The organism is Actinomadura craniellae, from assembly GCF_003289645.1.
GTDB lineage: Bacteria > Actinomycetota > Actinomycetes > Streptosporangiales > Streptosporangiaceae > Actinomadura_D > Actinomadura_D craniellae.
This window is the reverse complement of sequence record NZ_QLYX01000019.1, coordinates 60,601-74,217: the sequence shown is the minus strand read 5'-3', so window position 1 is coordinate 74,217 and position 13,617 is coordinate 60,601. Positions and strand designations below refer to the sequence as shown.

Annotated in this window: 10 protein-coding genes; 5 read left to right on the top strand and 5 right to left on the bottom strand. The window is 75.4% G+C overall.

The genetic code is table 11. The annotated features are described in order from the left end of the window. Positions 1-17 precede the first annotated feature (17 nt). From DPM19_RS30685 to DPM19_RS30670, 4 genes are read right to left on the bottom strand one after another with little or no spacing between them, the layout of a single operon-like run. Positions 18-983 carry a hypothetical protein gene (locus DPM19_RS30685; RefSeq protein WP_111871580.1) on the bottom strand — a complete coding sequence of 322 codons (966 nt, stop codon included), beginning with the start codon at positions 981-983 and terminating at the stop codon, positions 18-20. A gap of 8 nt (positions 984-991) precedes the next feature. After that, positions 992-2,200: an MATE family efflux transporter gene (locus DPM19_RS30680; protein WP_111871579.1), complete on the bottom strand. Its 1,209-nt coding sequence runs from the start codon at positions 2,198-2,200 to the stop codon at positions 992-994. Beyond that, positions 2,200-3,381 carry a sortase gene (locus DPM19_RS30675; protein WP_158566948.1) on the bottom strand — a complete coding sequence of 394 codons (1,182 nt, stop codon included), beginning with the start codon at positions 3,379-3,381 and terminating at the stop codon, positions 2,200-2,202. The genes DPM19_RS30680 and DPM19_RS30675 overlap by 1 nt, the downstream gene beginning before the upstream one ends. A gap of 17 nt (positions 3,382-3,398) precedes the next feature. Continuing rightward, positions 3,399-5,606 (bottom strand): type 2 periplasmic-binding domain-containing protein, encoded by a 2,208-nt coding sequence (locus DPM19_RS30670; RefSeq protein ID WP_146779058.1) that lies wholly within the window; start codon positions 5,604-5,606, stop codon positions 3,399-3,401. A 220-nt stretch (positions 5,607-5,826) separates the two neighbouring features. Between DPM19_RS30670 and pstC the strand changes: the two genes are divergently transcribed. The 5 genes from pstC to DPM19_RS30645 are packed head-to-tail and all read left to right on the top strand — an operon-like array spanning position 5,827 to position 12,713. Next, on the top strand, positions 5,827-6,807 hold the full coding sequence (gene pstC, locus DPM19_RS30665) for a phosphate ABC transporter permease subunit PstC (protein WP_199485368.1): 981 nt from the start codon (positions 5,827-5,829) through the stop codon (positions 6,805-6,807). Beyond that, complete coding sequence (gene pstA, locus DPM19_RS30660) at positions 6,804-7,943, top strand: phosphate ABC transporter permease PstA (protein WP_111871576.1); 1,140 nt, start codon at positions 6,804-6,806, stop codon at positions 7,941-7,943. Before pstC ends, pstA begins: the two co-directional genes overlap by 4 nt. Further along, the gene (locus DPM19_RS30655) at positions 7,940-8,758 is read left to right on the top strand and encodes a phosphate ABC transporter ATP-binding protein (protein ID WP_111871575.1); all 819 of its coding nucleotides are present in this window, start codon (positions 7,940-7,942) and stop codon (positions 8,756-8,758) included. Before pstA ends, DPM19_RS30655 begins: the two co-directional genes overlap by 4 nt. 9 nt (positions 8,759-8,767) lie before the next feature. Continuing rightward, positions 8,768-10,354, top strand: a complete 1,587-nt coding sequence (locus tag DPM19_RS30650; RefSeq protein WP_111871574.1) for a substrate-binding domain-containing protein — start codon at positions 8,768-8,770, stop codon at positions 10,352-10,354. Then, entirely contained in the window at positions 10,347-12,713 is a 2,367-nt protein-coding gene (locus tag DPM19_RS30645) for a hypothetical protein (protein ID WP_111871573.1), read from the top strand. The genes DPM19_RS30650 and DPM19_RS30645 overlap by 8 nt, the downstream gene beginning before the upstream one ends. Positions 12,714-12,858: 145 nt before the next feature. Here the strand turns inward: DPM19_RS30645 and DPM19_RS30640 are convergent, their stop codons facing one another. Then, on the bottom strand, positions 12,859-13,557 hold the full coding sequence (locus DPM19_RS30640) for a hypothetical protein (RefSeq protein ID WP_146779057.1): 699 nt from the start codon (positions 13,555-13,557) through the stop codon (positions 12,859-12,861). Between the last annotated feature and the right edge of the window lie 60 nt (positions 13,558-13,617).

Sequence of the window (13,617 nt, the reverse complement as noted above, 5' to 3'; positions counted from 1 at the left end):
CCGGGACCGGGAACCCCTCAGGTCAGCCGCAGCGGCTCCGGCCGGGGCCCGGTCTCGGCGGGCGGGACGGGGACCGGGCGGCGGCGCGGCGCGGCGACCAGGAAGATCACGACCGCCAGGAGCAGCCCGACCCCGGCCCCGACCGCGGCGGTGCGCAGCACCACCGGGGTGCGGGACACCGGGAACGCCCGCGCCGCGCTCGGCGCCAGCGCCGCGTCCGCCGAGGTCAGCCGGGCCTGGAGGTCGCGGGTGACCTGCTGGGCGTCGGCGTGCTTGCGGTTGGTCTGGGCGAGCCGGTCCTGCAACGCCTGGGCCTCGACGACGCGCGGGGCCAGTACCGCCAGCCGCCGCTTGCGCTTCTCGATCGCCTGGACGACGTCCCCGGGCGAACGGTTTCCGGTGGGGGCGTCCCGCTCGGCCTCCAGCGCGGCCACCTGGCTCTGCAGCGAGCGGTACTCCTCGGTGGGCAGCCCGCCGTACCTGCGCGACAGCGCGGTCAGCACCGAACGCGCGGCGTCCACGGTGGCCGCCGCCTCCGTCTCGGTCTGCCGTGCCGTGGCGAGCAGCGGCCGGACCAGTTCGTCCAGCGCGACCACGGCGGCGGCCCGGGTGATCTCCGGTGCGCGGGTCCGCTCCGGGCCGACGTAGACGACGCGGACCAGCGTGCCGCGCTGCGCGCCCTGCGCCGGGCGCTGGGTGTCGAGCCCGGCGCGCACCGTGGCGGCCCGCACCCCGGTCTGCCGCTCGACCGCGGCGACCACCCGGGACGACGAGATCAGGGTGCGGTAGGTGGAGACGCTCTGCTCCACGGCGGCGGCGCTGGCCTGCGGGCCCGGGGCGGGCACCTGAACGTCCACGGCGTGCCGGTACTCCGCCGGCTGGGCCGCGGCCCAGCCGGCCCCGGCCGCGGCGGCCAGCAGCGGCACCGCCGCCAGCGGGACGACGAGCGCCCGGTGCCGCCGCCCGAATTCCATCAGCTCCATCTCTCTCCTCACACCGGTTGGGGAACAGGGGTCAGCGCCCGCCGGAACAGCCGCACCCACAGCACCAGCCCGGCCAGGTTGGCCAGGGCCAGCCCGTACAGCGCGCCGGAGGCGCCCGCCGACCAGGCGCCCGCCGCGCCGAGGCCGACCGACAGCGGCACCACGAGCAGGCGCACGGTCGCCCCGCGCCGGGCGTCGCCCAGCGCCCGCAGCCCGACGGCGGGCCCGGCGACGGCGGCGATCGTGACGAACAGCGCGCACTGGGCGAGCAGGACCGACTCGGCCCCGCTCCAGGTCTCGCCGACCAGGGCGCGGCCCACCGGGTCGGGCACCAGCAGCGCCAGCGCGCCGTAGCCGAGGGCCAGCGCGACCAGCCCGGCGGTCAGGTTCCGCACCAGCACCCGCAGCGCCGCCGCCGACCGGCGCCAGGCGGCCACCGCCGGCGGGACGGCGAGCATCGGGACGGCCTGCAGCACCACGTTCAGCGCCCCGAACAGCACCTCGGCGGCCCGGATCGCGGCCAGCGCGGGCAGCCCGGCCAGGGCGCCCACCGTCAGGAAGGCGATCTGCCGGCCACCCATCCGGGCGGCGAAGTCGACGGTGTAGCCGGGCAGCAGGTCGCGGTGTTCCCGCAGCCAGCCGCGCGCCCGCAGCGGGGCCGGCCACACCCCGGACTGCACCGCGCCGAACAGCGCGGCCGGGAGGGCCGCCAGACCCCACGCGGCGACGAACGCCCCCGCCGACGGCCGGCCGGCCACGACCACCCAGCCGAGGGCGACGGCCTGGCCGAGCGCCCACACCCCGTCGTTGAGCAGCGCCCGGCCGGGCCGGCCCGCAACGACGAAGACGAACCGCCAGGCGTCCTTGACCAGCAGCCCCGGCAGCAGCAGGGCCAGCGGCAGCAGCGCCGCCCCGGCCGGCCCACCGAGGACCGCGGCCACCGCCAGCAGCCCGAACCCGCCGGCCGTTCCGGCGACCAGCGCCGTCCCGGTGGCCGCGGCGGCCCCGGCCCGCCAGGAGCCCGTGTCGTACCGCACCAGCAGCGGCTCGCAGGTCACCGCCCGGCACAGCCCGACCAGGATCAGGTAGGCGGCGTACGCGACCGCGAACCCGCCCAGCCCGGCCGGGCCCACCTCCCTGGCCACCACGATGGTGAGCGCCACATTGGTGACGCTGGACAGCGCCTGGTCGGCGAGGGCCCCGGCGGTCCGCCGCATCAGAACGTCGAGGGGATCAGCCGGGCCACGGACTCGAACCACAGCAGCCCCACCGCCAGCAGCGGCGGGGTGGTGATCAGGTAGGTGGAGACCCTGCGCCAGCGCCGGTACAGCAGCGAGGTGACGACCAGCGTGCCCAGCATCGCCAGCCCCCAGCCCAGCGTCGGCCACCAGCCGCTGGAGTCGCGGCCCAGTCCCAGCTCGTCGGACTTGAGCTGCCGGTCGTCCCGGATCTTCAGCGCCGCGGCGTTCCCCTGCAGCTTGGACACCACGGCGAACCGGCCGCCCTCGCCGTGCGGGGCGGTGGTCAGCAGCGTGAGCCGGTTGACGAAGGTGCCCTGCGACAGGAAGTCCTGGTCGCCGGTGCCGGCGCTCTCGCTCAGCTCGACCGTGTAGCTGAACCGGCCCTCCTGGGTGGTCACCGCGATGGTGTCGCCCGCCCGGAGCTCGCCCAGCCGGGCGAACGGGCGGCCGTACAGGTTGCGGTGCCCGGCGAGGACGGCGTTGCCGACCTGGCCCGGCATCGGGGAGGGCCGGTAGTGCCCGATCGCGTTGCGCAGCTCCTTGGTGCCGGTGCCCTGGACCACCACCTCGCGCACGCCGATCCGGGGGATCTCCAGCAGCGCGACGGGCGTGCCGCGGGCCGGGGCGGCGGCCAGGTTCCGGTCGCCCGCCACGGACGCGGCGGCGATCGCGGCGGACTCCTGGAAGTCCCGGTTCAGCCGGTCGAGCATCAGCCGCTGGTCCCGCTCGTACAGCAGGTGCCCGAAGGCCACCGAGTAGACCGCGAAGGCCAGCAGCAGCACGCCCATCACCATCAGCGAGGTGGTGACCGCCCGGCCGAGCCCGCGCAGCCCCTCGGGGCCGCGCAGCCCGGACAGGTCGATGACCAGACCCTGCCGGGGCGGCACGGCGGCGGGCGTCCCGCCCAGCCCGCCCAGGCCGCCCAGCCGCAGCAGCGCCGCCTCCTGCCGGGCGCGCAGCCCGGCGACCCGGCGGCGGACCGCCGGGTCGGCGTCGGTCTCGACCAGCCCGAGCAGGGCGGACACCTTGCCGGCGACCACCAGCGCGGGTGCCCGGTCGACCCCGGGCGGGCCGCTCGCCAGCCCCTCGACCAGCGACTCGAACCGGCCGAGCATCTCCTCGGCGTCCCGGAGTGGCCCGCTGGGCTCGGACGTCATCGGCTTTTCGGGCGCCTTCATGACCGCCCGGCCTGGCGCCCGCGCCAGATCAGGTAGCCCCGCCAGCCGCCGCCCAGGCCCGCCGCCGCCGCGCCGATGATCACGATGATCGCGATGGGCACGACGCCGGTGGCGGCCGGGATCTTGCCGCCGCGCACCGTACCGGGGTTGCTGACGGGCAGGACCGCGGGAGCGGAGGGCGCGGGGGAGGACGGGGCGGGCGTCGCGCTCGGCTGGGGCGCCGGGCCACCGAGGCCGCCCGTCGGCGTGGTCGAGCCGCCGCCGAGACCGCCGCCACCGCCGGTGCCACCGCCCCCGGTGCCGCCACCGCCGCCGTTGCCGCCCTTCTTCGGCGGGTCGGGCCGCAGCAGCATGGCGGCCACGTCCCGGGCCTGCTTGCGCAGCTCCTCCGGCAGCGGCACCCCGCCCAGCTCCTCGACGCGGCGCTGCGCGTCGTCGCCCACCGCGTACTGGATGAAGGCCGCGAGCGTCTTCCGCTTGGCGATCGGCATCGGGTTGGCGCCCTGGGCGTCGGTCCGGGGCACCGCGAGGTAGTGCGCCATCGGCAGCGGGTACATGCCGGGCCGGTCGGGGTGGTCGAACGTGGGGGCCAGCGTGCCGTCGGCGGCGCGCCGCATCACCGCATAGGCGTCCAGGATGGACTCCTTGGTCGGGGCGGCGTACTTGCCCGCGGCGTTCTTCAACGGCGCCACCGGCAGCGGCAGCCCCTTCTCCCGGATGATCCCGACCTCGGTGACGTCGGTGTAGCCGACCGGCCCGACGCGCAGCCGCTCGGTGCGGGCCCGCGCGACGTCACCGGGGTTGTTCGGGTCGGCCGCGACCGCCTTCCCGAACCGGGTGGCGATGTTGTACGCGCCCTGCGAGCCGTTCTCCGACGACCGGCTAGCGGCGGCCCGGGTCGGGGAGAGCTCGGCGGAGCCGGGCTCGGACACGAAGAACGTCCGGAACCGCTCGGCAGGCAGGGTCGCCGACAGCCACGACGACAGCACCTGGTTCTGCGCGGACTTGCCGCTGCGGTAGATCGGCTGGGTGGTGAGGACCGGCAGGTCGCAGCCGCCGTTGTCGGCGCCGGTCGGCCCCGGGATGGTCGGGCCGTCGGACCAGTTGCCGCTCGCGACGCCGTCACCGTCGCCGAGCATCATGGCCAGCGCGTCGGGCGCCAGCCTGATGTCGTTCAGCCCCGTCCCGCCGTACTCCGCCGCGTACGCCACGGCCAGCGCGGTAAGGCTGATCGGCGCGTACACCACGGCGCCGCCCGCCTCCTCGGCGGTGAACGGGACACCCGTCACCGCGTAGTCGGCGCCCGCGGTGAACCCGCTCTGGAAGCCCGCCCGGAGCTGCTCGGCGCCGAAGAAGGAGGTGCCGCGGATGAAGTCCACGTCGGCGGGCTGGGCGAGCCGGCGCACCCCGGCCAGCCAGGCGTCCAGCAGGGTGCCGGTGTTGACCGAGCCCGCCCCCTGGATCGGGGCGCCGACCGGGTCGCCGCCCAGCGGCGGCAGTTCCGGCGGCTGTGGCGGGTCGGGCAGCCTCGGCCACTCCGGTGCCGGGAAGAGCGTCGTGGCGGGCGTGCCGTCGGGGTTGCCGCCGAACTTGATCCAGCTGCTCGCGGCGGCCACCGAGGGGTCGGTGACGCCCGGCCGGGGCGCCCGGGGCCGGAGCGTGACCGGCTGGCCCGTCACCTGGAACAGCTCCAGGGGCTGGCTCCACTCGCACTCGCTGACCACGACCACGCAGTCGTTGGTGACCGGCCCGTCCGCCTGGCCGTTGCACTTGAACGACTCGTTCTGGACCTCGCTGTTGCCGGTGTCGGTGATGACGACCGGGGCGTACTTGCCGACCTTGACCGGGTAGCTCGCCGTGCCCGTGCCGTCCGGGCCGGTGTTCGCCCGGAACCGGGTCTGGTGCGCGCAGTAGCGGTCGTAGACCCAGGACACCGCGCCGTAGTTGTTCTTCGCCGCGATCGGGGCCAGGCACTGGCTGATAACCACCGTGGAGTTGGGCCGGAAGCCGCTCCAGCGGACGTTCACCGTCTGGCCGGGGGTCACCCGCGCGGTGTTCTTGCCGTCGATCCGGGTGCCGTCGGCCGCGGCCGTCCACACCTCCACGACGGGTTCGCCCACCGCCTGCGCCGCCGGGGCGGCCACCACCACCGGAGCGGCCGCCACGCCGACGGCGAGTGTCGCCCGCCATGTCCTTCTGAGCATCTTCGTCCGCCCCTCGAAGCCCCGAGCCGCGTGCCCGCGTCTCGCGCAGAAACCGCACTCAGGGAAACGCCGGGACGTACCCGCTGGCAATGGCTGTGCCCGCCCTGCCGTTTCGCGCCGTTGCGCCTTAGGCGCCCGTTTACCGGCACGTCCCACCGCGGTCAGCGGCGGACCTCGACACTGAGCCCACCTGCAACCGAACTCCCAGAAAGGACCGGCCGTGGCACCCTCCACCGCCGTGCCGGAGGCCGGCCCGGAACGCCGGAAGATCGAGACCCGGCTCACCCGCGGCGACCGGTTGTACCGCTCGCTGGCCACCGCCGCCGCGGCCGTCACGCTGGCCCTGATCGTGCTGATCGGCGTCTTCCTGCTGATCCGCGCGATGCCGGCGCTGCGCGAGGCCGGCTGGTCGTTCATCACCGTCAAGGAATGGCGGCCCGACGGCCAGCAGCCCCGGTTCGGGGTGTCCGCCATGCTGTTCGGCACGTTCGTCACCGCCCTGGTGGCGATGGCGGTGACGTTCCCGGTCTCGGTGGCCACCGCGATCTTCATCAACGAGTACGCGCCGCGCCGGATCAAGCAGACGCTCACCTCGCTGATCGACCTGATGGCCGCCATCCCGAGCCTGATCTTCGCCATCTGGGGGCTGTTCTTCCTGATCCCCCTGCTGCTGCCGATCGAGCAGTGGGCGGTGGACGAGCTCGGCGGGAGCCTGCCGTTCATGCGGGCCGCCGCGATCGGCGCCTCCCTGTTCAACGCCGGGCTGGTGATCTCGCTGATGACGATCCCGATCGCCACCTCGATCATCCGCGAGGTGCTGTCGCAGACCCCGCGGCACGAGTGCGAGGGCGCGCTGGCGCTGGGCGCCACCCGCTGGGGGATGATCCGCACGGTCGTCCTGCCGTTCGGGCGGGGCGGGATCGTGGGCGGCTCGATGCTCGGCCTGGGCCGGGCGCTGGGCGAGACGCTGGCCGCCACCCTGATCCTCAGCGTCACCTTCGAGATCAAGCCGCGGGTGCTGGAGAACGGCGGCATCACCGTCGCCAGCGCCATCGCGGTGCAGTTCAAGGACGCGCAGACGATGGGGCTCAGCGCGCTGATGGCCGCCGGCCTGGCGCTGTTCGCCGTGACATTCGTGATCAACATGCTGGCCGCGCTCGTGGTGAGCCGGTCCCGATCCGGAGCGGGAGTCGAAGCATGACGACCCAGCCCATCGCCGCGCCCCGGCCGGCCCCCCGGCGGCGCACCAGGACGGGCGCCGGCGCCGACCTGGCGGAGTTCGCCGGCGCGGCCGTCACCTCGTTCGCGATCACCTGGCTGATCTTCGCCCGGCTGATGCCGTTCACCGTGCAGGCCGTCGGTTTCGCGGTCTGCTGGTACGGGCTGTTCCTGCTGGCCTACTGGCTGATCACCCGGGACGGCCACGGCCCGGTGATCGCCGCGGACCGGGTGATGGGCGTGCTCATCACCACCGGCGCGCTGGCGGCCGTCACCCCGATCCTCGGCGTGATCGGCTACGTGATCTACAAGGGTGCCCCGGTGCTGCGGCTCAACTTCTTCACCGAGACCCTGGCAGTCACCGGGCCGCTGTCGGCGGCGACCGAGGGCGGCGCCATGCACTCGATCATCGGCACGCTGGAGCAGCTCGGCGTGGCCACGCTGATCTCGGTGCCGCTGGGCGTGCTCACCGCGGTCTACCTGAACGAGGTGCGCGGCCCGCTCACCCGCCCCACCCGCCTGGTCGCCGACGCGATGACCGCGCTGCCGTCGATCGTCGCGGGGCTGTTCGTCTACTCGATCCTGATCCTGCAGTTCGGCTGGGGGTTCTCCGGCTTCGCGGGCAGCCTGGCGCTGGCCGTGCTGATGCTGCCCACCGTCACCATCACCGCCGAACAGGTGCTGCGGGTGGTGCCCGGCGGGCTGCGGGAGGCGTCGCTCGCGCTGGGCGCGCCGCAGTGGCGCACCGTGCTCATGGTGGTGCTCCCGACCGCCCGGGCCGGCCTGTCGACCGCGGTGATCCTCGGCATGGCCCGGGTGGTGGGCGAGACCGCCCCGATGATCCTCACCGCGTTCGGCTCGTCCACCCTCAACGCCAACGTGTTCTCCGGCCAGCAGGACGACCTGCCGCTGTTCGTCTACAACCAGGTCAGCAGCTCCCAGGACACCCAGGTGCAGCGGGCCTGGGCGGGCGCCCTGGTGCTGCTCGCCCTGGTGCTCGTGCTCTTCGTCCTCGCCCGGCTGCTCGGCCGGCCCCGCACCGCGCGGGTCCGCCGGCCGGCCCCGAAGCCCGCCACCGAGCCCGCCGCCAAGCCCCGACAGGAACGGACCCCGCGATGACCACTGAAGCGTCCACGCCCACCACGCCGGCGCCGGCCGCGGCCGAGGGCGGCACGCTGCGCGCCGAGCGGGTGAGCGCCTGGTTCGGCACCCGCAAGGTGCTCGAAGACGTGAACCTGGAGATGGGGGCGGGCGCGGTCACCGCGCTGATCGGCCCGTCCGGCTGCGGCAAGTCGACCTTCCTGCGCACCCTCAACCGGATGCACGAGATCATCCCCGGCGCCTCGCTGGCCGGCTCGGTACTGCTCGACGGCGACGACATCTACGGCGGGACGCTGCGGGTCACCCAGGTCCGGCGGCGGGTCGGCATGGTCTTCCAGAAGCCCAACCCGTTCCCGGCCATGAGCATCGCCGACAACGTGGCCGCCGGGCTGCGGCTGACCGGGACCAGGGCCACCGACCGCGACGGCCTGATCGAGGACAGCCTGCGCCGGGCCGGGCTGTGGAACGAGGTGCGCAACCGGCTGCGCGCCCCGGCCGGCGGGCTGTCCGGCGGCCAGCAGCAGCGGCTGTGCATCGCCCGGTCGCTGACCGTGCGGCCCGAAGTGCTGCTGATGGACGAGCCGTGCTCGGCACTCGACCCCACCTCCACCCGGCGGATCGAGGAGACCATCGGCGAGCTGCGCTCACAGGTCACGATCATCATCGTCACGCACAACATGCAGCAGGCCCAGCGGGTCTCCCAGCGCTGCGCCTTCTTCCTCGCCGCCGAGGACCAGCCGGGCCGCGTCGTCGAGTCCGGCCCCACCGAGCGGCTGTTCGGCGACCCGGAGGACCCGCGGACCGCCGACTACGTGCACGGCCGGTTCGGATAGGAGCCCGCAATGATCAAGAAGTCCGTCACCTCCGCGACCGCGCTCTGCACCGTCTGCGCGCTCGCCGCCGTGGCCGCGCCCTCCCCCGCCGCGGCCTCGTCCGCCCTGCCCGCGGTCAGCGGGTCGGGCTCCACGTTCGCGGCGGTCGCGATCCAGCAGTGGACCGCCGACGTCGCCCGCTCCCAGAGCCTGCGGGTCAACTTCAACCCCATCGGCTCCACCGCCGGACGCGACCAGTTCGCCCGCAGGCTCGTCGACTTCGCCTCCAGCGACGTGTCGTACCGCTTCCCGGGCGGGCTCGGCGACGAGAACGTGCCGAACTTCAAGTACACCTACGCGCCGCTGGTGGCGGGCGGCACCGCGATCCTCTACAACCTCAAGGACCGGGCCGGACGGCCCATCACCGACCTGCAACTGTCAGGCAAACTGCTGGTCCGCATCCTGACCAACGGCTACTTCGCCGCCGAGCACGGCGAGGCCCGGATGTACTGGGACGACCCCGCCATCGCGGCGGAGAACCCGCACCTGCGCAACCGGCTGCCGCACACCCAGCCGCGCTCGGTGGTCCGCACCGAGGGCTCGGGCACCACCTCGGTCTTCACCGAGTACCTCAGCAAGCAGGACCCCGGCCGGTGGCGGACCTTCATGGAGGGCCGGTCGCGCACCGGCCAGCACCAGCCCGCCGAGGACTGCACCTCGCGCATCTGCTCGGCCACCGACAAGTGGCCGCAGGGCCGCGCCGACACCGACTACAAGACGGGCTCCGACGGCCTGGCCAACCACGTGCAGCGCTACGCCGACCGGATCGGGTACGCCGAGTACGCGTACGCCCTACAGCGCGGCGTGCCGGTGGCCCGGGTGCGCAACCAGGCGGGCAACTACCTGCTGCCGGAACCCTGCCACCAGGCCGTCGCGCTCACCCGGGCCGACCGCAACGGCGACGGGACCTACAACCTCGACCGGGTCTACGACCACCCGCACGCCAAGGCGTACCCGATCTCCAGCTACAACTACGTGATCCTGCCGACCGAGGGCCTGGACCCGCAGAAGGGCCAGGCGATGGGCCGGTTCATCCTCTACTCGATCACCGAGGGGCAGAAGAAGGCCGCCGCGCTGGGCTACTCGCCGCTGCCCACCAACCTGATCCAGCAGGGCTTCAGCGCGCTCGGCGGCGTGCCCGGCCGGCCGGCCATCCCCGGCAACCCGGCCCAGTGGGGGCAGTTCTACGAGAGCCTCAAGCTGCCCGACGGCACCCAGTGCGGCGAGGCCGGCCGGACCGGCCGGGGCGGCGGCGCCGGGGGCGGCGGGGCCGCGGCCGGTGGCGGCACCGGGGGCAGCGCCGGCGGGCCCGGCGGGCCCGGCAGCGCCACCCCGGGCGCGACGACCGCCGCGGCCGGGACCGCCGGCCCCACAGCCGGCGTCAACCAGTCGGTGAGCCCCACCCAGGCGGCGGCCGCAGCGAGCAACGTCTCGAAGGCGGCCCAGTCGGCGGGGGTGCCCTGGGCGCTGTACGTCGCGGCGCTCGGCCTGCTCGGGCTGGTCTTCCTGCCCACCCCGATCGCCGCCGTGGCCCGCCGGGTGAAGCGACGTGACTGACCGCCGCGCCCTCACCTTCTCCGGCGCCCTCGCCGCCGCCGGGCTGGTCACCGCCGCGCTGCCGGCCGCCCCGGCGCACGGCCGGGCGGCGGCGGACGCCGCCATCACCGCCCCCACCGGGCAGGACACCCTGCACCGGACCGGGGCCCTCGCCTTCCACGGCACCGCGAGCGGCGCCGCGTCCGTCCGGGTCGCCGTGCAGGACCGGCTCACCCGGCTGTGGTGGCGCGGCGACGGAACCTGGGGCGACCAGCAACGGCACCCCGCCGCGCTGGCCGGCACCGCGTGGTCCTACACCTGGACCCCGCCGGCCGGCGGGGACTACCTGGTCCAGGTGTTCGCCGCGGACCCCGCCGGGGCGACGGACCCCACCCCGCCGTTCGCCCGGTTCACCGCGCTCGACCTGCCCGCCCGGGAGCGCCCGGCCGCCGCGCTCGCCCAGCCCGCACAGGACCAGCCCGTCCCCGCCGGGACGCCGCTGACCGCCCGCGGGCTGGCCGCCGACGACATGGGGGTCCGGGAGGTCCAGATCGCCGTGCAGGACCGCGGCACCGGCCGGTGGTGGCACGCCGACGGGAGCTGGGGCGGCCAGCAGTGGCAGCAGGCCGCGCTCGCCGCCCCGGGCACGGCGCTGACCGGGTGGTCGTACACCTGGACCCCGCCGGCCGACGGCGACTACGCCTTCCAGGTCCGGGCCCGCGACACCGCCGGCCAGACCGACCCCGACCTGCCGTACCGCCGGTTCGCCGGGGACGGCGCCGACCCCGCCGTCCAGATCGCCGGCGAGCCGGGCCGCACCCACCCCGCGGGCCGGGCGGTCACCTGGACCGGAACCGCCACCGACACCCGGGGCGTCGCCGAGGTGTGGGCCGCGGTCCAGGACCGCACCACCGGCCGGTGGTGGCACGCCGACGGGAGCTGGGGCGAGTACGTCCGGCACCCGGCCGCGCCGACCGGGCCGGTGCCCGGCGCGACGACCGCGGTGACGGGCGACCGGCGCACCTTCACCGGCACCGGCTGGACGTTCTCCTGGACCCCGCCGGGGCCCGGCGACTTCGCCCTCCGGGTGACCGCGGTGGACGGCGCCGGGCGGAGCGTCACGAACCCGCCGCAGCTCGGGTTCGCGGCCTCCCCCGCGCCCGCCGACACCACCGCGCCCCAGGCGGCGTTCACCGCCCCCCGGGCCGGGCAGGCCGTCCTCGGCTCCCCCGTGCGGATCGCGGGCACCGCCGCCGACGACGTGGCGGTCACCGCCGTCTACGTGGGGATCATGGACCGGGCCACCGGCCGGTGGTGGCGGCCCGGCGAAGGCTGGGGCGCCTACCGACGGATCGTCCCGGCCACGGTCCGGCCCGGCACCCGGTCCGTGGAATGGTCCTACGACTGGACCCCGCCGGCGCCGGGCGGCTACCTGGTGCACGTCGAGGCGCTGGACGCGGCAGGCAACGTCGCGAGCGCCCCCGGCGGCGGGCGGCCGAACGTGCGCTTCGACCACCGGCCGGACGGCACCGGATACACGACGCTGCTGCTGAGCCGGTCGCAGTGGGGGGTGGTCGACCACGCCTGCCGGCCGGTGCCGGGGGCCGTGCCGCTGGACGAGGTCGCCCGGGAGCTGACCGCCCGGGGCGTCCGGGCCACCGGCACGATCGTGGTGAACCGGGCGCTGGAGGCCGGCCGCCACTGCACCCCGAACTTCACCGACTACGCCGGCTGGGCCGAGCTGGCGGGGTTGCAGGCCGCGCACGGCTGGCGGTTCGTCAGCCACGGGGCGACCTACGCGAACATGACGGCGCTGACCCCGGCGGAGCAGCGCACCGAGTCCTGCGGCTCCCTGACCGCGCTGGCGGCGCGCGGGCACACCCGGGCGTGGGGGCTGTTCAACTACCCCAACGACCAGCTCACCGAGGCCATCCAGCGGGACGTGGTGGCGACCTGCTTCGCCTTCGGCCGCCGGTACGGCACCGGCGGCAACCGGTCGGCGGCCCCGCCCTACTTCCAGAGCACCTGGAGCTGGCCGTCGGGCCACTGCAACGACCCCACGCTGACCTGCTACCACTGGGCACCCGGCCTGACCGCCGTCCCCCGCCGCTACACCTCCCCCGAGGAACTGGCGGCCCGGCTGAGCGGCGGGGCGGGCGACTGGCAGGTGGCGCAGGGTTACAAGTTCCTGCGCGGCCGGCGGATCTCCGCGAGCGGCCAGCAGTGGGACTGCACCGGGGCCGACTGGCGCTCGCACTGGACCAACAGCGCGGAGTCCTACTGCCTCACCGACCTGCTGGCGGCGGTCTCCCTGGCCCGGGGCGCGGTCTACACGGACCCGGCGACGGTCGCCGAGGCCTGGGGCCGTCCCCGGCCCTGAGCGCACCGCCTCCACCGGAAGCCCCGGCCCACCGGGCCGGGGCTGACGGGCGGGCCCGTTCCCGATCAGGACAGGATCGGTTCGGGAGAGGATCGGGTCAGGTCAGCGTCGGGTCGGGTCAGGAGAGGATCTGGACAGAATCGGGTCAGGACAGGGTGGCGAACTGGCGGACGATGTCGGAGCCGGTCGGGCGGTCGCTCTCCAGGACGACCGCGCGCAGTCGGAACCACGGGTCGGCACCGTCCCGCAGGACCCGGGCCAGCCCCTGCGCGGCCGTCGCGCCCTGGGAGAGGCCGGTGACGAACACCTGCCGGTCCAGTTGGCGGCCGGACCGCAGGGCGTGGTCGCGGGCGGCCCGCAGCATGTCCAGCGAGGCGGTGGTCTCCGCGGGCGCGTTCGTCCCCGGGTGGTCGGGGGTGACCGCCGCGAAACCGGCCGCGGCATAACCGAGGGCGGGACCGCGGTCCCAGCCCTCCGCCGGCATGTCGGCACGGTGGATCGCCGTCCCGCGGGCGAGCGAGACGGTGTGCAGCCGGCGCTCACCGCTGCGCGGCAGGACGAACAGCCCGCTCGCGGTGACGGGCCGGTTCCGGGTGTCGGCGGTGCGATACACCAGCCGGTAGGCGTCCACGTCGTACCGGACGGACCCGGTGTCGAAGCCCGCACCGGTCAGCGCGGTACGCACCTGGTCGGCCGTCAGGGTGCCCAGCGGGTGCACCGTGACCAGCATCCCCCGGTGGGGGACGGTGCCGGCGGCCCGGGCGATCGCAACCGTGCGGGGTACGAGGAGCGCGGCCCCGACGGCGATCGCCGCCAGCACCGCCGCAGCGCGAAGAACGGACATGTCCGGTCGCCTCCTGGCGGGGGATTCTCACTGTCCCCAACCCTGGCCGCCGGCACCCCG

Excerpts from the sequence above, each read along its gene's own strand:
- DPM19_RS30685 (WP_111871580.1), bottom strand. The coding sequence starts at position 983 with ATGGAGCTGATGGAATTCGGGCGGCGGCACCGGGCGCTCGTCGTCCCG.
- DPM19_RS30680 (WP_111871579.1), bottom strand. The coding sequence starts at position 2,200 with ATGCGGCGGACCGCCGGGGCCCTCGCCGACCAGGCGCTGTCCAGCGTC.
- DPM19_RS30675 (WP_158566948.1), bottom strand. The coding sequence starts at position 3,381 with ATGACGTCCGAGCCCAGCGGGCCACTCCGGGACGCCGAGGAGATGCTC.
- DPM19_RS30670 (WP_146779058.1), bottom strand. The coding sequence starts at position 5,606 with ATGCTCAGAAGGACATGGCGGGCGACACTCGCCGTCGGCGTGGCGGCC.
- pstA (WP_111871576.1), top strand. The coding sequence starts at position 6,804 with ATGACGACCCAGCCCATCGCCGCGCCCCGGCCGGCCCCCCGGCGGCGC.
- DPM19_RS30655 (WP_111871575.1), top strand. The coding sequence starts at position 7,940 with ATGACCACTGAAGCGTCCACGCCCACCACGCCGGCGCCGGCCGCGGCC.
- DPM19_RS30650 (WP_111871574.1), top strand. The coding sequence starts at position 8,768 with ATGATCAAGAAGTCCGTCACCTCCGCGACCGCGCTCTGCACCGTCTGC.
- DPM19_RS30640 (WP_146779057.1), bottom strand. The coding sequence starts at position 13,557 with ATGTCCGTTCTTCGCGCTGCGGCGGTGCTGGCGGCGATCGCCGTCGGG.